General features: G+C 56.2%; 24 protein-coding genes. 6 read left to right on the top strand and 18 right to left on the bottom strand.

Annotated elements, in window-relative coordinates; all coding sequences use genetic code 11:
• Positions 1–203 precede the first annotated feature (203 nt).
• From ACW9UQ_RS15795 to ACW9UQ_RS15765, 7 genes are all read right to left on the bottom strand, one after another.
• Positions 204–821 carry an imm11 family protein gene (locus ACW9UQ_RS15795; RefSeq protein ID WP_458931978.1) on the bottom strand — a complete coding sequence of 206 codons (618 nt, stop codon included), beginning with the start codon at positions 819–821 and terminating at the stop codon, positions 204–206.
• Between the two features lie 4 nt (positions 822–825).
• Complete coding sequence (locus ACW9UQ_RS15790) at positions 826–1,590, bottom strand: AHH domain-containing protein (protein WP_458931977.1); 765 nt, start codon at positions 1,588–1,590, stop codon at positions 826–828.
• Between the two features lie 72 nt (positions 1,591–1,662).
• Positions 1,663–1,962 (bottom strand): CcdB family protein, encoded by a 300-nt coding sequence (locus ACW9UQ_RS15785; protein WP_458931976.1) that lies wholly within the window; start codon positions 1,960–1,962, stop codon positions 1,663–1,665.
• Positions 1,962–2,198 carry a type II toxin-antitoxin system CcdA family antitoxin gene (locus tag ACW9UQ_RS15780; RefSeq protein ID WP_458931973.1) on the bottom strand — a complete coding sequence of 79 codons (237 nt, stop codon included), beginning with the start codon at positions 2,196–2,198 and terminating at the stop codon, positions 1,962–1,964. Before ACW9UQ_RS15780 ends, ACW9UQ_RS15785 begins: the two co-directional genes overlap by 1 nt.
• Positions 2,199–2,245: 47 nt before the next feature.
• Entirely contained in the window at positions 2,246–3,262 is a 1,017-nt protein-coding gene (gene xerC, locus ACW9UQ_RS15775) for a site-specific tyrosine recombinase XerC (protein WP_458931972.1), read from the bottom strand.
• A complete protein-coding gene (locus tag ACW9UQ_RS15770) occupies positions 3,255–3,635 on the bottom strand; it encodes a hypothetical protein (RefSeq protein WP_458931971.1) in 381 nt (126 codons plus the stop codon). Before ACW9UQ_RS15770 ends, xerC (ACW9UQ_RS15775) begins: the two co-directional genes overlap by 8 nt.
• Positions 3,636–3,708: 73 nt before the next feature.
• A complete protein-coding gene (locus ACW9UQ_RS15765; RefSeq protein ID WP_458931970.1) occupies positions 3,709–6,504 on the bottom strand; it encodes a CHC2 zinc finger domain-containing protein in 2,796 nt (931 codons plus the stop codon).
• Between the two features lie 110 nt (positions 6,505–6,614).
• On the opposite strand from ACW9UQ_RS15765, the gene ACW9UQ_RS15760 reads away from it, so the two are divergent.
• The gene (locus ACW9UQ_RS15760; protein ID WP_458931969.1) at positions 6,615–7,016 is read left to right on the top strand and encodes a helix-turn-helix domain-containing protein; all 402 of its coding nucleotides are present in this window, start codon (positions 6,615–6,617) and stop codon (positions 7,014–7,016) included.
• Between the two features lie 12 nt (positions 7,017–7,028).
• Here ACW9UQ_RS15760 and mobQ (ACW9UQ_RS15755) read toward each other — a convergent pair whose 3' ends face one another.
• Positions 7,029–8,261 (bottom strand): MobQ family relaxase, encoded by a 1,233-nt coding sequence (gene mobQ, locus ACW9UQ_RS15755; protein ID WP_458931968.1) that lies wholly within the window; start codon positions 8,259–8,261, stop codon positions 7,029–7,031.
• Positions 8,262–8,595: 334 nt separating this feature from the next.
• Here mobQ (ACW9UQ_RS15755) and ACW9UQ_RS15750 point away from each other — a divergent pair, with 334 nt between their 5' ends.
• Together ACW9UQ_RS15750 and ACW9UQ_RS15745 are read left to right on the top strand one after the other, a co-directional pair.
• Entirely contained in the window at positions 8,596–8,871 is a 276-nt protein-coding gene (locus ACW9UQ_RS15750) for a hypothetical protein (protein WP_458931967.1), read from the top strand.
• The gene (locus ACW9UQ_RS15745; RefSeq protein ID WP_458931966.1) at positions 8,855–9,580 is read left to right on the top strand and encodes a hypothetical protein; all 726 of its coding nucleotides are present in this window, start codon (positions 8,855–8,857) and stop codon (positions 9,578–9,580) included. Before ACW9UQ_RS15750 ends, ACW9UQ_RS15745 begins: the two co-directional genes overlap by 17 nt.
• Positions 9,581–9,583: 3 nt before the next feature.
• Here ACW9UQ_RS15745 and ACW9UQ_RS15740 read toward each other — a convergent pair whose 3' ends face one another.
• The 7 genes from ACW9UQ_RS15740 to ACW9UQ_RS15710 form a co-directional block, all read right to left on the bottom strand.
• Positions 9,584–10,000 (bottom strand): hypothetical protein, encoded by a 417-nt coding sequence (locus tag ACW9UQ_RS15740; protein ID WP_458931965.1) that lies wholly within the window; start codon positions 9,998–10,000, stop codon positions 9,584–9,586.
• On the bottom strand, positions 9,993–10,721 hold the full coding sequence (locus tag ACW9UQ_RS15735) for a hypothetical protein (RefSeq protein WP_458931975.1): 729 nt from the start codon (positions 10,719–10,721) through the stop codon (positions 9,993–9,995). Before ACW9UQ_RS15735 ends, ACW9UQ_RS15740 begins: the two co-directional genes overlap by 8 nt.
• Before the next feature lie 72 nt (positions 10,722–10,793).
• Positions 10,794–11,093 (bottom strand): CcdB family protein, encoded by a 300-nt coding sequence (locus tag ACW9UQ_RS15730; RefSeq protein WP_458931974.1) that lies wholly within the window; start codon positions 11,091–11,093, stop codon positions 10,794–10,796.
• Positions 11,093–11,329, bottom strand: a complete 237-nt coding sequence (locus ACW9UQ_RS15725; protein WP_458931973.1) for a type II toxin-antitoxin system CcdA family antitoxin — start codon at positions 11,327–11,329, stop codon at positions 11,093–11,095. Before ACW9UQ_RS15725 ends, ACW9UQ_RS15730 begins: the two co-directional genes overlap by 1 nt.
• A gap of 47 nt (positions 11,330–11,376) precedes the next feature.
• Entirely contained in the window at positions 11,377–12,393 is a 1,017-nt protein-coding gene (xerC, locus tag ACW9UQ_RS15720; protein WP_458931972.1) for a site-specific tyrosine recombinase XerC, read from the bottom strand.
• On the bottom strand, positions 12,386–12,766 hold the full coding sequence (locus ACW9UQ_RS15715; RefSeq protein WP_458931971.1) for a hypothetical protein: 381 nt from the start codon (positions 12,764–12,766) through the stop codon (positions 12,386–12,388). The genes xerC (ACW9UQ_RS15720) and ACW9UQ_RS15715 overlap by 8 nt, the downstream gene beginning before the upstream one ends.
• A gap of 73 nt (positions 12,767–12,839) precedes the next feature.
• The gene (locus tag ACW9UQ_RS15710; protein ID WP_458931970.1) at positions 12,840–15,635 is read right to left on the bottom strand and encodes a CHC2 zinc finger domain-containing protein; all 2,796 of its coding nucleotides are present in this window, start codon (positions 15,633–15,635) and stop codon (positions 12,840–12,842) included.
• Between the two features lie 110 nt (positions 15,636–15,745).
• Here ACW9UQ_RS15710 and ACW9UQ_RS15705 point away from each other — a divergent pair, with 110 nt between their 5' ends.
• On the top strand, positions 15,746–16,147 hold the full coding sequence (locus tag ACW9UQ_RS15705) for a helix-turn-helix domain-containing protein (RefSeq protein WP_458931969.1): 402 nt from the start codon (positions 15,746–15,748) through the stop codon (positions 16,145–16,147).
• A gap of 12 nt (positions 16,148–16,159) precedes the next feature.
• On the opposite strand, the gene mobQ (ACW9UQ_RS15700) is transcribed toward ACW9UQ_RS15705, so the two are convergent.
• Positions 16,160–17,392 (bottom strand): MobQ family relaxase, encoded by a 1,233-nt coding sequence (mobQ, locus tag ACW9UQ_RS15700; RefSeq protein ID WP_458931968.1) that lies wholly within the window; start codon positions 17,390–17,392, stop codon positions 16,160–16,162.
• 334 nt (positions 17,393–17,726) lie between these two features.
• On the opposite strand from mobQ (ACW9UQ_RS15700), the gene ACW9UQ_RS15695 reads away from it, so the two are divergent.
• Both ACW9UQ_RS15695 and ACW9UQ_RS15690 read left to right on the top strand, forming a co-directional pair.
• Positions 17,727–18,002, top strand: a complete 276-nt coding sequence (locus ACW9UQ_RS15695; protein WP_458931967.1) for a hypothetical protein — start codon at positions 17,727–17,729, stop codon at positions 18,000–18,002.
• Positions 17,986–18,711: a hypothetical protein gene (locus tag ACW9UQ_RS15690; RefSeq protein ID WP_458931966.1), complete on the top strand. Its 726-nt coding sequence runs from the start codon at positions 17,986–17,988 to the stop codon at positions 18,709–18,711. The genes ACW9UQ_RS15695 and ACW9UQ_RS15690 overlap by 17 nt, the downstream gene beginning before the upstream one ends.
• Before the next feature lie 3 nt (positions 18,712–18,714).
• Here ACW9UQ_RS15690 and ACW9UQ_RS15685 read toward each other — a convergent pair whose 3' ends face one another.
• Positions 18,715–19,131 (bottom strand): hypothetical protein, encoded by a 417-nt coding sequence (locus tag ACW9UQ_RS15685; protein ID WP_458931965.1) that lies wholly within the window; start codon positions 19,129–19,131, stop codon positions 18,715–18,717.
• Positions 19,124–21,064 (bottom strand): DUF637 domain-containing protein (locus tag ACW9UQ_RS15680; protein ID WP_458931964.1); only part of this gene is annotated, 1,941 nt, incomplete at its 5' end. The genes ACW9UQ_RS15680 and ACW9UQ_RS15685, both read right to left, overlap by 8 nt.

Genomic DNA, 21,064 nt, shown 5'->3' with positions numbered 1-21,064 from the left:
ATGCCCATTCCAAATCGCTCATGTCTGATCGCGCCATGTGACTACTCCCGCCGCTTGTTTGGCGCGAAAAAAATCACAAGTCATTGGGAGTATAAAGCCCTTTGTGGGTACGCTGCCTAAGGGGAATTCGTGACCGAAGCCGTGGAAAGGCTGGCCTATCAAGGTGGACAGGAGGAGGTGGAGGAACACGATCTGCAGAATGACTAAGCCACTGTCTGCCCATCACCGTTCACAGATTCAAAAACAGCACCCGTCACACCAGCATCCTCAAAACGCCGCTTAACCTCTTCACTGACGATGATCGAGCCTAGATGCTTCCTGAGGCGGAAGATGTGGCGATCGCCGATTTTTGAAGGATCAACGACCAAATTGAAGAATGACCGATATTCACCAGCCCGATCAGGACGAACAGGATCATTGACCTCGTACTTCTGGAACTCAGACTTAGTTTCGTCCACGCAATCAATCTGCGTCTCTATGATCATCACAAAGTACTCTTGAGTAACCTGCTTATTCTCGATTTTTACCGGTTCAAACACAACATGATGATAGGGCTCATCGACTTCAGCCAACCCGGACAAAGCACCAACAGCTGTACGGCTAAGAATCGGAATATTTCCGGAATCCATGGTGAAGCTGAAGTCCGTTGGAACACCATCCCGATGCAAATCAATGGGATAAGTGCATGGTTCCATGTATTCGACCGGGGGATCGACAAATTCAAAATTCGCCCTATCGGTCTCATATTTGAAACAATCAAAAACCCAACGCTCCGCACTTTGGTCAAGCCACATATCATCCCGAAGCAGATAGTATTTCACAGCGTTATTGTCCTGTTAGCCAACGATTAACTTGGCTGCCCGGTGTAACAGCCTCCGCCTTGATCCGGTTCAAGCTATTAGTAACAGCTTGAGTGTACGCTGGCGTGCCTCTCGGTATCCCCGCAACCGCATCGTTCAAGCTACCAAATACATACTGATGATATGCTTGCGGATGTGGACCACGATGCCCCGGAACTGCAATCTTGTTGATTTCTCCGTTAATATTCAGACCAGCGTTATCAAAAATCCGCTGAAACTGCGGCGTCCACGCGGGATTACCACCAGTGCCAATATTGCACTTATTTGTACAAACGTGGTGAATCGGAACCGAGTTATAATCAGTCGGTGCAGAAGTTCGAACACGCCCACCGTCCAATGTGAAATAACTTCCGCCTGTATCACGATAGATTGGCTTGCCATCCGCTGAATAACGGCCCGTCGAGCTATACGTCGCACCCCTTGGTCCCGTTACAGTCGCTGAACCGTTTGCGTTGATTGTCACATCATAACCATTCGGCGCTCTGTATTCAGGTGCAGGCAACGCAAGTGTTCTATTTGGAGCATTACAACACTCCGACGCGGTTTCCGGAGACGGGGCAAAATTCTCCAATGATGCCAATTGGATAGCATGTTGATGCTCCAAGGCGACCGGCTCAAAAAGCTGATATCCCCCCGACGCGGGGTTTGCGCTCGCGGGCGCAAGCGCCAGAAGCGCCGCCGTCAGCAAAGCCAGAAGGCCAGCCAAGAGGGTGTGAAGCCGATGGGTCATAGCTCAGTCATAGCCCGGATGTGCTGCGCTTGGGAAGCCGTAAGGGTCTGGCAGCTAAAGAAGAATGCAGGATCAAACGCCGGTCAGCGCCATGTCGAGCGCACCAGTGATCTCTGTGTCGTGCTGCACGAGGCTGGCAACGGGCATTTTCAAGATCGACGCTGGAACCGCTGACAGGAACTGTGTGACCATCACATATCGCTCGGATTGGATATCAAAGGTGGGGTTCAATCGTTTGGCCGGAACCGGGGCAGCGCTGGCTGGTACCAGTGGCACCACAAGCCGTGTGTTCAAGCTCTCCAGAAGATTGGCCTGCACATCGAGCAGATAGCCCGCACTGTCCGGGCTGGCAAAAACATCATACCTTGCCATCAGAAGGGCCGGTATTTCTCTAAAGGTAGGCCGTTTTCCTCAACCCAACGGTTTGAAGCCTCAAGCGCCTTGGCGTTGTCACGTTTCCATGCTGCGGCTCTCGCATCCTTGACCGCAAGGCGCAAACCCGCCTCTGCGGCCTGCGAGAGGTTCACACCAAACGACCGGGCCTCAGACAAAAGCCCCTGATCCAGCGTCAGATTCGTCGGTTTCTTTGGAACAGATTGTGTCTGCATGTCGGCATCTCCTTCATGCGCATTATATATGCGCATAGCGCTTTGGATCAATCCCCGGTTTCCAGCACGTCGCTGTTTTCATTATCTCCGCCCATTTTCGCGGGGTGGGTCAGCGTATGGACCTGCTTGAGCTGGCGGATACTGACCTGCGTGTAAATCTGGGTGGTATCCAGCTTGGCGTGGCCGAGGAGCTGCTGAATGTAGCGGATGTCGGCGCCGTTCTCCAACATCAGTGTGGCGCAGCTATGGCGGAACAGGTGACAGGAACCGGATTTGCCAATCTCGGCCGCTTGGATGTGGTTGCGCACAAGCTGCGTCATGCGGTTGGGCGTAAAGGCTTCGCCAAGACTGGTTAAAAAGAAAGCAGGATCATGGCCAGTCAGATCGAACTGGGGCCGCACCTCATGCAGATACTTTTCGCACCAGAGCAACGCGCGCGCACCTATCGGCACCATCCGGTCCACCTTGCCCTTACCTTCGCGGATAAAGATCGTGCCACGCTCGATGTCAAAGTCATCCCATCTCAGCGCAATCACCTCCATGCGCCGCATCCCCGTGCTGTAAAGCACCTCCAGAATGGCCCGGTCCCGAACGCCCATTGGCTCGGATACATCAATGCCGTTCAGGATGGCTTCAACCTCGGACTGGCTCAGGATCGCCTTGGGCAGGCGCTTATCCAGCCGCGGCAATTCCAGATCGGATGCCGGATTGCTCAGAAGGTGATTGTTCTTCACCAGCCAAGAGAACATCGCCCGGATCGGAATGATCCGCCCATGCTGGCTGCGCACTGACAAGGGCTGACCATTGGCCTTGCGGTGATGGAACAAATACCGCTGATACGCCTCCAGAATGGGCTTGGTGATCTCTTGGGGGTATTTCAGGCCGCGCTCATCCGCCCACGCCACAAAATAGCGCAGATAGGTCTCACGGTTCGCCACCGTGCGCGGGCTGTAATGCTTTTCCAACTGATGCACCCGGAACCGACGCATCCAGTTGTAAAGCGTGTTGCTGTCCGAAGGATCGCCAATCGGAGCCAGCGGCGTATGCTGGCCCTTCTTACCCACGTTTTGCGCTCACGGCAGTTGGCTGTGCCAACGCCTCCGCGAGGACGGCGCTACCGCGCCGGAGCCTCAATGGCTCAGTCGGGAGCGAGCACCCTCCGCTCTTCACAGCTAAAAAAGAAAGGGCCACAGGTGCGCGCATCGCCAATACCAGAGCCGCCGTCACCTCGCCTGCAACCCCGCGCTGCATGTGACGCAAAACGCAACAGCCCAATGTGGATGGGGTTTTATCTTCAGAAGCAACTAAAAGAGAAGCTACTAAAGAGAAGATATAAAGAACGCAGGCGCGACCTTGTTTTAGCATCCAATACGCACTTTCAAAATTCAGGACCACTTCGCCCTTTTCACCACAACACATTGATTTCAAATCATTCAAGCGGTCAGCAGTTTCATGACCACTTACCGACCACTTCCCCAAATCCGTGACCACTTGGGGGTTTTGTGACCACTTAAGCCGGGGCATCAGCAACAAACGGGGATTTTAAGCCAAGACCACCCAACTCGGACCCGTCACAGGCCAGCTCATACTCAAAGGACATACCGCCCCGAACAGCCGAGCGATGCACCAGCAGATATTCCAGCTCCGCCAGCCTACCGAGATGGATTTTCAACATCGTATCCGTCCAGCCAAGCGCCTCCCGTGCTTCCCGCCGTCGGAACCGGATATCTCTGACCGGCACGTCCTCGGTGTCCGCCCGCCCCCTGACCCAGTCCTGAAGCGCAATGAGCAGTTTGCGCGTCTGTGGCGGCAGCTCGTCCAACGTCCGCCCCAACACCACCGAGGACAGCTTGTTGGCAAGCTCGATATCCTTCGGCCAAACCTCGACATATTCAATGACACGGGCCCCATGCTCCACTCGCTTCACCTCGCGGCTGTATTGATGCAACAGCGCAATCGAACTGATCAGACCGAGGTATTTCATATGATCGCGCCGGGTGCGCGTCTGACCATCCGCAAAGGACAAGTCAGCGGCATAAGGATTGACCACCTTCAGGGGCCGCAGCAACCGCTGCGCCGCCCGGTGCAAGCCCGTCACTGCCCCCCGGTCCACCTCCGCTAGCAACCCCTCCAAGGTCTGGCGCTGGCGCTGCATCACATGAATCGCCCGCGTCTGATCCCGGCTCTCATTCACCGTCAGCACCATGCAGCGATTCAAAAGTTCCTCATCGATGTCGATCGCCGTCGTTGTCAGGAACAGCATCACCGGGCCTTCCACCCGGTATTCCTTGGTCACCAACTGACCCGTCGCATCATCCTTGCCCGTCGAGGCAATCGTAATCACCCCCTCAGACTGCAACAGCTTGAGGGCATAGGACGCATTGCTGGCTCCCTCCTCTTCCGCAATCGCCAGTATCTTATGCTTGAGGTTGGTTTCGCCCATGTAAAACAGGCTCTGCCCCGTCAGCGCCGAGTATTGCACCCGCTCATCCTCGGGCATCAGCGTCAAAACCGCCTCCATCAACGCAGACTTGCCCGCCGCAGAACTCGACTGGATAATCACCGCCAAAGGCTTGTCCAGCTTGCGCGACACCGCCGCCAGATACCCCGTCAGCACATTGGTATCCTCGCCAACAACACCAAGCCGCCCAAAGTCAGCAAGGATATTGTCTATGAGGTCCGGAGATTTCAGCCACGCGAGCGCCGCCTTGCGCAGTTCCGCATCCTCGTCTGCCTCCGGCTCCACCACCTCCAGTGCCTTGCGGATCTGATCGGCCTGCAACGCCTCCAGCTTCAACAGGATCTGACCCAGATCCCGCTTGATCCGCTCATCCGCCTGACCAAGCTCAACCGACGCCTGATGCACAAACGCCGCCCGCTGCCGCGCTTGGTACAGGTCCAGCGTGTCCACATGGAACAGGTCGGAACACCGCGCCATCAGGTTCACCTTCAGCGCACCGTAACTGAGGTTCTTTTCAAAACCACGCACCCGGTAAGACCTGTCACCAATGCCCAGATGCAGCTCATGATCGCCCCGCTCCAGAACCACCTCAGACCGGGGCCGTTTGTCAGCATCCGCAGCTAAAGAGAGAATGGGCTTGGCTTGATGCGCTGCCAACGCCACCACAGACCCCGTTTTTTCTTTAGCTGCCTCTTCATTGGGTGGGGTTTCAGAATCGCCGTTGCCGGTATCGCCACGCCCCTCGCTGACCAGCTCCGCACTGCGCAACAAATGATCCAGCGCCTTCGCCGCAGGCTGCACCTTCAGCGCATAGTCATTCGCATCCATGCCTTTCGGGAACAGAACCCGCCGCACTTCAATGCCAACTTCCGCAAACCATGGGGCGTATTTCTCAACCGCCCGATCCCCGGCCTCGTCCCGGTCAAACGCAAGGAACACACGCTTGATGCGATTCTGCTCAAAGGCCCGCTTCAAATCATCAGAGAAGCCGGATGTGCCATAGATCGCCGTCACATTGCGGAACCCATGCGCCCAGAACGTCATCGCATCAATCAAAGCTTCGCATAGAATGATCTCATCTGATGCGGCAAACGCTTTGGCATTCCACACACCCCGATGCGGCCCCGGCAAATACCCGTGCTTCATCTCGTTCTTACCGATCTTATGGTTGGGCCTGATCTTGCGCCCATAGGCTTCAAGCACTGCGCCCGTATCAGGATCAATCACCGGCACCACCAAACACCCGCCAAAATGCTCATACTTGAACTTGGGTCGATAAATCCCCGCCTGCTGCAACGTATCCCGGATCGTCACCCCCGCCTTCGTCGTCTTCGACGGCAACCGATAGCCAAGCGTCCGATTGCAGTACCCCAGCCTGAACTCTTTGATCAGCTCAGGCGACCCAATCCCACGTTTTTCCAAGAAGGCCAACACCTCCGGCGTCTGGTGCAGGCAATCATGGTAAAAATCCATCACCTCCCGAAGCGCCACCTGTGCCGACACATCCATCGGCATAATCGGCTCGATATGCTGAACCCCATGCATCGCATCACTCACCGGCCCGCTTGATCCCGTGCGCAATATCTCAATCGCATGTGGAAAGCTCACACCCCGCCGCCGCATCACCCAATCCACAATCGTGCCACCAGCACCGCAACCAAAGCAGTTGAACAGGTTTTTCCTTGGCGTGATCACGCAGCTCGCCGTGTCCTCCTCATGGAACGGGCACAGCACAACCCAGTCCTTGCCCCGCTTGCTTGGCTCCAAACCCTCCGAGCGCACCCACTCCAGAAGCGAGATATCGGATTTAAGGCGGTCGATTTCAGATTCTGCGATACGTGGCATAGTGTTCCGTTCAGTTGGTTCTCTAAAAACCTGTCAAGTACACTATACTGTATAATTTAAGAATGCTATAAAGTGCAACCAATCAATGAAGCAAAAACCGGAGGTTACACATGGGGAAAGCATTTCTTCAAAATGGGTCACTCATGCCGCTGGACAAAAACCTCCTTCAACTCCGTAAATCTCGCGGGTTTACGCAAGAACAGATGGCAGACATCACTGGCCTGCACATCAATTCTGTCAAAGCGTATGAGGCTGGACGATCTGTGCCGTCAGCAGAGGTTATCAAGAAGATCGCTCTCGCCTTCTCAGTTACAACTGACGAACTGATCTTTGATGCGCATGAGCGTGCACCCAAAAATGATTTGCTACTGCAATTTGAAGCTCTAAGTAAGTTGCCGGATGTGGATCAACTGACCATTTCCAATCTGATCGACTCTTTGGTTGTCAAACACCAGACTATGACGCTTGCCCATTCCCTCGGTGCAAACCGCCACAAACCAGCCGCTGAGTAGACACCCCACCTGCTAACGCCCGTAGTCCATGCCGTCATCTCGATCACGGCTGACGCTGTGATCCGGCTCCTCGCGTTCAACAGTCTTGATCTGCACCTGCCGCTCACGCTCCTGCACAGCCTCGATTTCGCGCGCTTTCCCCAGATCAGCCCGGCGCTGTTCTTCCTCAGCTAGAGCCTGACGCGCCCGCTCCGCACTGGCCTCCGGATCAGGTTCCGCCTTGAGCGCATTCAGGGCTGCGTCCAGATCATCCGTGCTGCTGCGCTCAGAACGATGCTCTGACATGGAATGATCCTGTTTGCTCTCACCCTGCACCTGATCAGGTGACAATCCAGCTGCATAAGCCGGACGCCCCTCCCCCCGCAAAGACGACAACAAATCATCCAAACGATCAATGGACCGATCCAGCATCTCCTTAAAATCACGCATCAGGGTTTCTGCCCGTGCCTGCGCCCGGCCAATCATGTCATAGGACTGCTGCAACAACTGACCCGCATAGCTGCCGGGGTCTTTGATCGCCCGCTGGTAATCTTCCCGCTTCATGTAAATGCGCGGCTCCCGGTCCAGCGCCTCCGCCTCAACCGTATGCTCGGACGCTCGTTCCACCTCGCCAGCCTCAAGCGCGTCCTGGCTGCGCTCCAGATGATCCGCCCGCTGATCCTCAAGGCTACGGTGATCTACGCGCTCCGCAATGTCATACCGCTCCAGCGCCGCGTTCACCTCATCGGCCCACTCCTCCCGCCAGCTTGTCAGCAGCTCCTTCGCGTTCCAATCCCGGTTCTTGCCCTCAAACCCGTCAGGGCTGACTGCCCGCGTGGTCAGCAGCACATGGGCATGGTGATTGCGGGTATCACCTTTCACGCCGGGGGCATGGATCGCCACATCGGCCACCATGCCCCGGCCCACAAACTGAGCCTGCACGAACCCGCGTACCAAGGTTTCACGCTGGCCTGCGCTCAGCTCATGCGGCAGCGCCAGTTGCACCTCCCGCGCCACCTGTGCGTCGCGGCGTTTCTCCGCTGCCTCTACCGTGTTCCACAGGACCTCGCGGTCGGCCAGATAGGCCGGCGCACCTGCCGGCAGCATCACCTCTGCTGACACCACACCCACGCGCTTGGAGTAATCATGCTCCATCCCATCGCGCACATTCTGGAGCTTCTCGCCAGCCCGATACGCAGCAGCAGCCACAGAGCTGCGCCCTTGTGAGCGGGACAAAACAGATGCGCTCAGACGGTACATCGCCATCGGGTTTGCTCCTTCCTTTAGCCGCCAATGCGACAACGTTCGATGCGTTTGCCCTTTGGTGATCTCGGCCCCCTACAAGGCCAAGAGGTCATCAAAGGGCTGGTGCGGACCCCGCACCATGGGATTTCAAAGGCACTCCTTTGACCGGAGTTTGAGGCCGGAACCTCATCTTGCGCCACGGGCGCAACGGGAAGCTCTCAGCTGGGGTTTTACCCCGATAGAGGCCACACATTGCGATAGCAATGTATAAGTGGACATTTAAGACTATAATAACACCAATCACAGGCGCAAACATCATTGATACTGGCAAACCTCTCCTCTAAATATCAATCCCATGACCAAACGCACCATCGAACAGCAAATCGCACAAGCAAATGACCGCCTCTCAAGATTGAAGGCCCGACAGAAGAAAGCGGAAGCTCGGCGGCATATTGTGCTGGGGACCGTGTTGCTTTCTGTCGGGCGGATGGGTGCAGAGAACGCGCAGGCTGTCTTGGAGCTCCTCGATCAGGCAACCCTCAGAGACGCCGAACAACGCGACCTCAAGCCGGTATTGGATGAACTGCGCCAGATCGCGGGCAGGTCAGACGACGGTGAGATCAGCGGCTAAAACAACAGTAATACAAAGACAGGTTTCCGTAATGAGTGACAATACCACCTCCCCCGCCGACAAGGCACAGCTCGACAAGATCACAGACGTCCTTGCCGCCCTCGTCGATGAGACGCGTCAATCCAAGGTCATGATCTCCGATGTCATCGCGCAACGCACTCAATACGCCGCCGACATCAAAGACCTCAAAGCCTCAATCGATACAACAAGACGCGCCCTCGACCCTGAACAACTGGGAAGCCATGTCGCCGATAATATCGACCACTTCATGGGGCCAGTCGCACAGAACTTTGTCCGCGCCATCGAAGCAAATTCCGACAGCGCAAAACACAATCTCAATGCCGCGCAACAGACCATCACTGCTGCAAAAGAGATCACCACCAAAGCCGACAAACTCGATATGGAAAGCCGCACCCTCGCAAACATCGCTGAACGACTGGAAGATCGAGACCAGCGCTCAAAATGGGATTGGGCTACGCTCGCCACTGCGATGCTGATCAGCGCAGCTCTCGCAGGCGCAGGGGCTGTCTTCTTCACAAAACAAAACCTCAACACCGCAAACTTTGCCGATGCCATTCGCCTCATCCAGTCAGACGATGACGCTTACTGGTGTGGCAGAGCCGGCGCGTCAATCGTGCAAGATCAGAACGGCGCGCATTACTGCGCAATCGCTATGACAGAATATCGGCCAGAGGAACCGGCGGAGTGAGGATCAAATCCCTAAGAAGCTCGCTCGTTCTTGATAATATTCATAAATATCTGGCTGAGACTCAAGGATAGGGTCAGGCAGCGGGCCATATCCTGTAGCGGTAGCAACCAATCTTGATACAAAGCCACAGGCATAACTTGCCAAGTCCAAAGCCGCAGAAGCCTTTTCATCGTGCTTAATACGTTCAAAAATTGCACCAAAATCGTGCTTCATTTCAGGGTCTTCAATAAAGCAAATAAGTTGGGGCAACTTTTCGTGCTGACCATCAAGAACATCATACCCCAACTTTAGATAGCCACCTACCTCGCTCCCTATCTCGTCAGGATGGTGCTGTGCGTCCCACGCTGTCATTGCCGTATCCAACAAGAACCGAGCTTGGGCGGATTCTGATTTCTCAAGGAAAGTGCTCCAGTCAGTCAACAATCTGTCCCCCACGCACCGTAATGGAATCCACGCCCGGACGAACCGTTCCTCCTTCAGCCGTAATACGGATGTTCAAGCCCGGATAACGTTCACTGAACTGACGGATAACGCCAGGTGTCGCCGTCGAATTACCAAGGCCTTGATAACAAACGTTACAAACACCCCCAGCATTCGAAATGTGGACATTCACAGTACGCCCATTGAGCTGCGCCGCTGTCAGACCTGAATTATCAATTTGCTGCGCAATACCGTTAAAGATATCTTCTTCAGCATGCCTTGATGCAATCGGGTTTGGATTGGGTGATTTGATAGGACGATTGGCTCCGTAGAGATCATCGAGCGATTGCAAACCACCTTCTCGACGGAGTGCCGGAGACAATCCCTCAAATGTTTGTCCCTGAATACCGGGAATATCAGTCCTAGCAGCGGCTACTGTATCTCTACCTGACAAGCCATGCTGGGTTCTAATATCCGCAAGGTCATCAGCGTTCGCCACTGTTCTATTTGGAGCATTACAACACTCCGACGCGGTTTCCGGAGACGGGGCAAAATTCTCCAATGATGCCAATTGGATAGCATGTTGATGCTCCAAGGCGACCGGCTCAAAAAGCTGATATCCCCCCGACGCGGGGTTTGCGCTCGCGGGCGCAAGCGCCAGAAGCGCCGCCGTCAGCAAAGCCAGAAGGCCAGCCAAGAGGGTGTGAAGCCGATGGGTCATAGCTCAGTCATAGCCCGGATGTGCTGCGCTTGGGAAGCCGTAAGGGTCTGGCAGCTAAAGAAGAATGCAGGATCAAACGCCGGTCAGCGCCATGTCGAGCGCACCAGTGATCTCTGTGTCGTGCTGCACGAGGCTGGCAACGGGCATTTTCAAGATCGACGCTGGAACCGCTGACAGGAACTGTGTGACCATCACATATCGCTCGGATTGGATATCAAAGGTGGGGTTCAATCGTTTGGCCGGAACCGGGGCAGCGCTGGCTGGTATCAGTGGCACCACAAGCCGTGTGTTCAAGCTCTCCAGAAGATTGGCCTGCACATCGAGCAGATAGCCCGCACTGTCCGGGCTGGCAAAAACATCATACCTTGCCATCAGAAGGGCCGGTATTTCTCTAAAGGTAGGCCGTTTTCCTCAACCCAACGGTTTGAAGCCTCAAGCGCCTTGGCGTTGTCACGTTTCCATGCTGCGGCTCTCGCATCCTTGACCGCAAGGCGCAAACCCGCCTCTGCGGCCTGCGAGAGGTTCACACCAAACGACCGGGCCTCAGACAAAAGCCCCTGATCCAGCGTCAGATTCGTCGGTTTCTTTGGAACAGATTGTGTCTGCATGTCGGCATCTCCTTCATGCGCATTATATATGCGCATAGCGCTTTGGATCAATCCCCGGTTTCCAGCACGTCGCTGTTTTCATTATCTCCGCCCATTTTCGCGGGGTGGGTCAGCGTATGGACCTGCTTGAGCTGGCGGATACTGACCTGCGTGTAAATCTGGGTGGTATCCAGCTTGGCGTGGCCGAGGAGCTGCTGAATGTAGCGGATGTCGGCGCCGTTCTCCAACATCAGTGTGGCGCAGCTATGGCGGAACAGGTGACAGGAACCGGATTTGCCAATCTCGGCCGCTTGGATGTGGTTGCGCACAAGCTGCGTCATGCGGTTGGGCGTAAAGGCTTCGCCAAGACTGGTTAAAAAGAAAGCAGGATCATGGCCAGTCAGATCGAACTGGGGCCGCACCTCATGCAGATACTTTTCGCACCAGAGCAACGCGCGCGCACCTATCGGCACCATCCGGTCCACCTTGCCCTTACCTTCGCGGATAAAGATCGTGCCACGCTCGATGTCAAAGTCATCCCATCTCAGCGCAATCACCTCCATGCGCCGCATCCCCGTGCTGTAAAGCACCTCCAGAATGGCCCGGTCCCGAACGCCCATTGGCTCGGATACATCAATGCCGTTCAGGATGGCTTCAACCTCGGACTGGCTCAGGATCGCCTTGGGCAGGCGCTTATCCAGCCGCGGCAATTCCAGATCGGATGCCGGATTGCTCAGAAGGTGATTGTTCTTCACCAGCCAAGAGAACATCGCCCGGATCGGAATGATCCGCCCATGCTGGCTGCGCACTGACAAGGGCTGACCATTGGCCTTGCGGTGATGGAACAAATACCGCTGATACGCCTCCAGAATGGGCTTGGTGATCTCTTGGGGGTATTTCAGGCCGCGCTCATCCGCCCACGCCACAAAATAGCGCAGATAGGTCTCACGGTTCGCCACCGTGCGCGGGCTGTAATGCTTTTCCAACTGATGCACCCGGAACCGACGCATCCAGTTGTAAAGCGTGTTGCTGTCCGAAGGATCGCCAATCGGAGCCAGCGGCGTATGCTGGCCCTTCTTACCCACGTTTTGCGCTCACGGCAGTTGGCTGTGCCAACGCCTCCGCGAGGACGGCGCTACCGCGCCGGAGCCTCAATGGCTCAGTCGGGAGCGAGCACCCTCCGCTCTTCACAGCTAAAAAAGAAAGGGCCACAGGTGCGCGCATCGCCAATACCAGAGCCGCCGTCACCTCGCCTGCAACCCCGCGCTGCATGTGACGCAAAACGCAACAGCCCAATGTGGATGGGGTTTTATCTTCAGAAGCAACTAAAAGAGAAGCTACTAAAGAGAAGATATAAAGAACGCAGGCGCGACCTTGTTTTAGCATCCAATACGCACTTTCAAAATTCAGGACCACTTCGCCCTTTTCACCACAACACATTGATTTCAAATCATTCAAGCGGTCAGCAGTTTCATGACCACTTACCGACCACTTCCCCAAATCCGTGACCACTTGGGGGTTTTGTGACCACTTAAGCCGGGGCATCAGCAACAAACGGGGATTTTAAGCCAAGACCACCCAACTCGGACCCGTCACAGGCCAGCTCATACTCAAAGGACATACCGCCCCGAACAGCCGAGCGATGCACCAGCAGATATTCCAGCTCCGCCAGCCTACCGAGATGGATTTTCAACATCGTATCCGTCCAGCCAAGCGCCTCCCGTGCTTCCCGCCGTCGGAACCGGATATCTCTGACCGGCACGTCCTCGGTGTCCGCCCGCCCCCTGACCCAGTCCTGAAGCGCAATGAGCAGTTTGCGCGTCTGTGGCGGCAGCTCGTCCAACGTCCGCCCCAACACCACCGAGGACAGCTTGTTGGCAAGCTCGATATCCTTCGGCCAAACCTCGACATATTCAATGACACGGGCCCCATGCTCCACTCGCTTCACCTCGCGGCTGTATTGATGCAACAGCGCAATCGAACTGATCAGACCGAGGTATTTCATATGATCGCGCCGGGTGCGCGTCTGACCATCCGCAAAGGACAAGTCAGCGGCATAAGGATTGACCACCTTCAGGGGCCGCAGCAACCGCTGCGCCGCCCGGTGCAAGCCCGTCACTGCCCCCCGGTCCACCTCCGCTAGCAACCCCTCCAAGGTCTGGCGCTGGCGCTGCATCACATGAATCGCCCGCGTCTGATCCCGGCTCTCATTCACCGTCAGCACCATGCAGCGATTCAAAAGTTCCTCATCGATGTCGATCGCCGTCGTTGTCAGGAACAGCATCACCGGGCCTTCCACCCGGTATTCCTTGGTCACCAACTGACCCGTCGCATCATCCTTGCCCGTCGAGGCAATCGTAATCACCCCCTCAGACTGCAACAGCTTGAGGGCATAGGACGCATTGCTGGCTCCCTCCTCTTCCGCAATCGCCAGTATCTTATGCTTGAGGTTGGTTTCGCCCATGTAAAACAGGCTCTGCCCCGTCAGCGCCGAGTATTGCACCCGCTCATCCTCGGGCATCAGCGTCAAAACCGCCTCCATCAACGCAGACTTGCCCGCCGCAGAACTCGACTGGATAATCACCGCCAAAGGCTTGTCCAGCTTGCGCGACACCGCCGCCAGATACCCCGTCAGCACATTGGTATCCTCGCCAACAACACCAAGCCGCCCAAAGTCAGCAAGGATATTGTCTATGAGGTCCGGAGATTTCAGCCACGCGAGCGCCGCCTTGCGCAGTTCCGCATCCTCGTCTGCCTCCGGCTCCACCACCTCCAGTGCCTTGCGGATCTGATCGGCCTGCAACGCCTCCAGCTTCAACAGGATCTGACCCAGATCCCGCTTGATCCGCTCATCCGCCTGACCAAGCTCAACCGACGCCTGATGCACAAACGCCGCCCGCTGCCGCGCTTGGTACAGGTCCAGCGTGTCCACATGGAACAGGTCGGAACACCGCGCCATCAGGTTCACCTTCAGCGCACCGTAACTGAGGTTCTTTTCAAAACCACGCACCCGGTAAGACCTGTCACCAATGCCCAGATGCAGCTCATGATCGCCCCGCTCCAGAACCACCTCAGACCGGGGCCGTTTGTCAGCATCCGCAGCTAAAGAGAGAATGGGCTTGGCTTGATGCGCTGCCAACGCCACCACAGACCCCGTTTTTTCTTTAGCTGCCTCTTCATTGGGTGGGGTTTCAGAATCGCCGTTGCCGGTATCGCCACGCCCCTCGCTGACCAGCTCCGCACTGCGCAACAAATGATCCAGCGCCTTCGCCGCAGGCTGCACCTTCAGCGCATAGTCATTCGCATCCATGCCTTTCGGGAACAGAACCCGCCGCACTTCAATGCCAACTTCCGCAAACCATGGGGCGTATTTCTCAACCGCCCGATCCCCGGCCTCGTCCCGGTCAAACGCAAGGAACACACGCTTGATGCGATTCTGCTCAAAGGCCCGCTTCAAATCATCAGAGAAGCCGGATGTGCCATAGATCGCCGTCACATTGCGGAACCCATGCGCCCAGAACGTCATCGCATCAATCAAAGCTTCGCATAGAATGATCTCATCTGATGCGGCAAACGCTTTGGCATTCCACACACCCCGATGCGGCCCCGGCAAATACCCGTGCTTCATCTCGTTCTTACCGATCTTATGGTTGGGCCTGATCTTGCGCCCATAGGCTTCAAGCACTGCGCCCGTATCAGGATCAATCACCGGCACCACCAAACACCCGCCAAAATGCTCATACTTGAACTTGGGTCGATAAATCCCCGCCTGCTGCAACGTATCCCGGATCGTCACCCCCGCCTTCGTCGTCTTCGACGGCAACCGATAGCCAAGCGTCCGATTGCAGTACCCCAGCCTGAACTCTTTGATCAGCTCAGGCGACCCAATCCCACGTTTTTCCAAGAAGGCCAACACCTCCGGCGTCTGGTGCAGGCAATCATGGTAAAAATCCATCACCTCCCGAAGCGCCACCTGTGCCGACACATCCATCGGCATAATCGGCTCGATATGCTGAACCCCATGCATCGCATCACTCACCGGCCCGCTTGATCCCGTGCGCAATATCTCAATCGCATGTGGAAAGCTCACACCCCGCCGCCGCATCACCCAATCCACAATCGTGCCACCAGCACCGCAACCAAAGCAGTTGAACAGGTTTTTCCTTGGCGTGATCACGCAGCTCGCCGTGTCCTCCTCATGGAACGGGCACAGCACAACCCAGTCCTTGCCCCGCTTGCTTGGCTCCAAACCCTCCGAGCGCACCCACTCCAGAAGCGAGATATCGGATTTAAGGCGGTCGATTTCAGATTCTGCGATACGTGGCATAGTGTTCCGTTCAGTTGGTTCTCTAAAAACCTGTCAAGTACACTATACTGTATAATTTAAGAATGCTATAAAGTGCAACCAATCAATGAAGCAAAAACCGGAGGTTACACATGGGGAAAGCATTTCTTCAAAATGGGTCACTCATGCCGCTGGACAAAAACCTCCTTCAACTCCGTAAATCTCGCGGGTTTACGCAAGAACAGATGGCAGACATCACTGGCCTGCACATCAATTCTGTCAAAGCGTATGAGGCTGGACGATCTGTGCCGTCAGCAGAGGTTATCAAGAAGATCGCTCTCGCCTTCTCAGTTACAACTGACGAACTGATCTTTGATGCGCATGAGCGTGCACCCAAAAATGATTTGCTACTGCAATTTGAAGCTCTAAGTAAGTTGCCGGATGTGGATCAACTGACCATTTCCAATCTGATCGACTCTTTGGTTGTCAAACACCAGACTATGACGCTTGCCCATTCCCTCGGTGCAAACCGCCACAAACCAGCCGCTGAGTAGACACCCCACCTGCTAACGCCCGTAGTCCATGCCGTCATCTCGATCACGGCTGACGCTGTGATCCGGCTCCTCGCGTTCAACAGTCTTGATCTGCACCTGCCGCTCACGCTCCTGCACAGCCTCGATTTCGCGCGCTTTCCCCAGATCAGCCCGGCGCTGTTCTTCCTCAGCTAGAGCCTGACGCGCCCGCTCCGCACTGGCCTCCGGATCAGGTTCCGCCTTGAGCGCATTCAGGGCTGCGTCCAGATCATCCGTGCTGCTGCGCTCAGAACGATGCTCTGACATGGAATGATCCTGTTTGCTCTCACCCTGCACCTGATCAGGTGACAATCCAGCTGCATAAGCCGGACGCCCCTCCCCCCGCAAAGACGACAACAAATCATCCAAACGATCAATGGACCGATCCAGCATCTCCTTAAAATCACGCATCAGGGTTTCTGCCCGTGCCTGCGCCCGGCCAATCATGTCATAGGACTGCTGCAACAACTGACCCGCATAGCTGCCGGGGTCTTTGATCGCCCGCTGGTAATCTTCCCGCTTCATGTAAATGCGCGGCTCCCGGTCCAGCGCCTCCGCCTCAACCGTATGCTCGGACGCTCGTTCCACCTCGCCAGCCTCAAGCGCGTCCTGGCTGCGCTCCAGATGATCCGCCCGCTGATCCTCAAGGCTACGGTGATCTACGCGCTCCGCAATGTCATACCGCTCCAGCGCCGCGTTCACCTCATCGGCCCACTCCTCCCGCCAGCTTGTCAGCAGCTCCTTCGCGTTCCAATCCCGGTTCTTGCCCTCAAACCCGTCAGGGCTGACTGCCCGCGTGGTCAGCAGCACATGGGCATGGTGATTGCGGGTATCACCTTTCACGCCGGGGGCATGGATCGCCACATCGGCCACCATGCCCCGGCCCACAAACTGAGCCTGCACGAACCCGCGTACCAAGGTTTCACGCTGGCCTGCGCTCAGCTCATGCGGCAGCGCCAGTTGCACCTCCCGCGCCACCTGTGCGTCGCGGCGTTTCTCCGCTGCCTCTACCGTGTTCCACAGGACCTCGCGGTCGGCCAGATAGGCCGGCGCACCTGCCGGCAGCATCACCTCTGCTGACACCACACCCACGCGCTTGGAGTAATCATGCTCCATCCCATCGCGCACATTCTGGAGCTTCTCGCCAGCCCGATACGCAGCAGCAGCCACAGAGCTGCGCCCTTGTGAGCGGGACAAAACAGATGCGCTCAGACGGTACATCGCCATCGGGTTTGCTCCTTCCTTTAGCCGCCAATGCGACAACGTTCGATGCGTTTGCCCTTTGGTGATCTCGGCCCCCTACAAGGCCAAGAGGTCATCAAAGGGCTGGTGCGGACCCCGCACCATGGGATTTCAAAGGCACTCCTTTGACCGGAGTTTGAGGCCGGAACCTCATCTTGCGCCACGGGCGCAACGGGAAGCTCTCAGCTGGGGTTTTACCCCGATAGAGGCCACACATTGCGATAGCAATGTATAAGTGGACATTTAAGACTATAATAACACCAATCACAGGCGCAAACATCATTGATACTGGCAAACCTCTCCTCTAAATATCAATCCCATGACCAAACGCACCATCGAACAGCAAATCGCACAAGCAAATGACCGCCTCTCAAGATTGAAGGCCCGACAGAAGAAAGCGGAAGCTCGGCGGCATATTGTGCTGGGGACCGTGTTGCTTTCTGTCGGGCGGATGGGTGCAGAGAACGCGCAGGCTGTCTTGGAGCTCCTCGATCAGGCAACCCTCAGAGACGCCGAACAACGCGACCTCAAGCCGGTATTGGATGAACTGCGCCAGATCGCGGGCAGGTCAGACGACGGTGAGATCAGCGGCTAAAACAACAGTAATACAAAGACAGGTTTCCGTAATGAGTGACAATACCACCTCCCCCGCCGACAAGGCACAGCTCGACAAGATCACAGACGTCCTTGCCGCCCTCGTCGATGAGACGCGTCAATCCAAGGTCATGATCTCCGATGTCATCGCGCAACGCACTCAATACGCCGCCGACATCAAAGACCTCAAAGCCTCAATCGATACAACAAGACGCGCCCTCGACCCTGAACAACTGGGAAGCCATGTCGCCGATAATATCGACCACTTCATGGGGCCAGTCGCACAGAACTTTGTCCGCGCCATCGAAGCAAATTCCGACAGCGCAAAACACAATCTCAATGCCGCGCAACAGACCATCACTGCTGCAAAAGAGATCACCACCAAAGCCGACAAACTCGATATGGAAAGCCGCACCCTCGCAAACATCGCTGAACGACTGGAAGATCGAGACCAGCGCTCAAAATGGGATTGGGCTACGCTCGCCACTGCGATGCTGATCAGCGCAGCTCTCGCAGGCGCAGGGGCTGTCTTCTTCACAAAACAAAACCTCAACACCGCAAACTTTGCCGATGCCATTCGCCTCATCCAGTCAGACGATGACGCTTACTGGTGTGGCAGAGCCGGCGCGTCAATCGTGCAAGATCAGAACGGCGCGCATTACTGCGCAATCGCTATGACAGAATATCGGCCAGAGGAACCGGCGGAGTGAGGATCAAATCCCTAAGAAGCTCGCTCGTTCTTGATAATATTCATAAATATCTGGCTGAGACTCAAGGATAGGGTCAGGCAGCGGGCCATATCCTGTAGCGGTAGCAACCAATCTTGATACAAAGCCACAGGCATAACTTGCCAAGTCCAAAGCCGCAGAAGCCTTTTCATCGTGCTTAATACGTTCAAAAATTGCACCAAAATCGTGCTTCATTTCAGGGTCTTCAATAAAGCAAATAAGTTGGGGCAACTTTTCGTGCTGACCATCAAGAACATCATACCCCAACTTTAGATAGCCACCTACCTCGCTCCCTATCTCGTCAGGATGGTGCTGTGCGTCCCACGCTGTCATTGCCGTATCCAACAAGAACCGAGCTTGGGCGGATTCTGATTTCTCAAGGAAAGTGCTCCAGTCAGTCAACAATCTGTCCCCCACGCACCGTAATGGAATCCACGCCCGGACGAACCGTTCCTCCTTCAGCCGTAATACGGATGTTCAAGCCCGGATAACGTTCACTGAACTGACGGATAACGCCAGGTGTCGCCGTCGAATTACCAAGGCCTTGATAACAAACGTTACAAACACCCCCAGCATTCGAAATGTGGACATTCACAGTACGCCCATTGAGCTGCGCCGCTGTCAGACCTGAATTATCAATTTGCTGCGCAATACCGTTAAAGATATCTTCTTCAGCATGCCTTGATGCAATCGGGTTTGGATTGGGTGATTTGATAGGACGATTGGCTCCGTAGAGATCATCGAGCGATTGCAAACCACCTTCTCGACGGAGTGCCGGAGACAATCCCTCAAATGTTTGTCCCTGAATACCGGGAATATCAGTCCTAGCAGCGGCTACTGTATCTCTACCTGACAAGCCATGCTGGGTTCTAATATCCGCAAGGTCATCAGCGTTCGCCACTGTTCTATTTGGAGCCAAGAACCTATTCGCAGCCCCCCGGCCCAATCGGGTCAATGCCAGGAGATCGTCAGCTGCGGCCATGGCACCGCCGGGCATCGAGGCCATCGCTCCGGCACAACTTGGGTCACCCGAGGCCATTTCCGTACCGCATCCCACAGTGCCGACGACCGCTGCGGCCGTCACCAGCTGCGTGCAGATACCGCCTGCTGTGCAGTACACATAAACGCCGGTCGTGGCCGTGCCGGCAACCTCGCCTGCAGACGCAAGAGCTGCAAGCGCTTCCGGCGCAAGGACGATGGTAACGACACCTCCAATCACGGCCAGTTTATAGGGTAGGCTCGCGAGCATATCTTGCTGCATGATCGCATCACATTCAGGACTGGAAACACCGCCGCAGAGATGCGCCTCCGGGGTCAGATAAATCTGTTCGCCATGGAGAACCTTCCGGATGTGCTCGCCAACCACGTCATCCGGACCGATATAGCCCGAAAGTTCCGAATAAACGCCCCAATGGTCACCGATCACATCATCCCATTCGGCACTGCCGGCAGACACTTCGGAAAGGCGGCTGTTGATACAATCCAAATTGGCGCGACACTGGTTAATCAGATCAATGTCATTCTGGTGAGAGATGCGGCGGTACTTTGCGATAATCGCCTCTTCATCACAGCCATCGGGAGAGGCGGCACATTCTGCCAGTTCCCGTTTCAGGTTCGCCAGATCGGCATGCGTCAGATAATTATGCTCCAGCCCCGAACGCGCGGTGGAGGACCCGGCGGAGACGTTTTCGCCCTTGCCGCCAGAGAACAGGTAGCCTGCAAAGGCCCCGATCAGTTCGGCCCGGTTCAGTGCCTTTTGCGCATCGAAGCCCGGGGCATCGGGGTCCAGCGTCCCTGCAAAGACGCTCTGCGCCACCCCGGCGGCGAGGCCTGCCCGGCAGTCGCCGCCGGAGGCTTCGGCGAAGGCACACCCGACCAGCCCGTGCAGGACCGCATGCCCGGCAGAACCCTCGGCCAGCCCCCTCTCGCCCACCTGGAATTGGGAGTAGGCCAGTGCCTGCGACAGGGCGAAGGTCTGCAATTCTCCCTTCAGCGCATCCTCAAAACGCCCGCCATGCACGGCTGTGGTGAGGCCCGCGCGCAGCACCGCATCCCCGAACCCGTCAAGCAGGGCAGCGGGGGACAGGGCCGCAACCACCTGATCACCGCGCAACGGGATGCCCGCGAGGCTGACCTTCGACGCCCCCGTCAGCGCCCCAAGGTTGAACTGTGCCGTCAGCCCTGCGGTGACGCCTGCGAAGGCTGCACCCTCAAGAATGTTTCCGATATCAAGGTCACCGGAGACGACGCCAGCGGTGGTTTCGACGATGACGGAGCTGAGGGCTTTTTCTGCGGCGGCCTGCCAGAAGGTGCCCAGCCCGTCAAACAGCCCCAG

The sequence above is a fragment of the Halovulum sp. GXIMD14793 genome (assembly GCF_054457435.1).
Note: the sequence above shows the minus strand (reverse complement) of the source record. Positions and strands in the feature narration are given on the sequence as shown.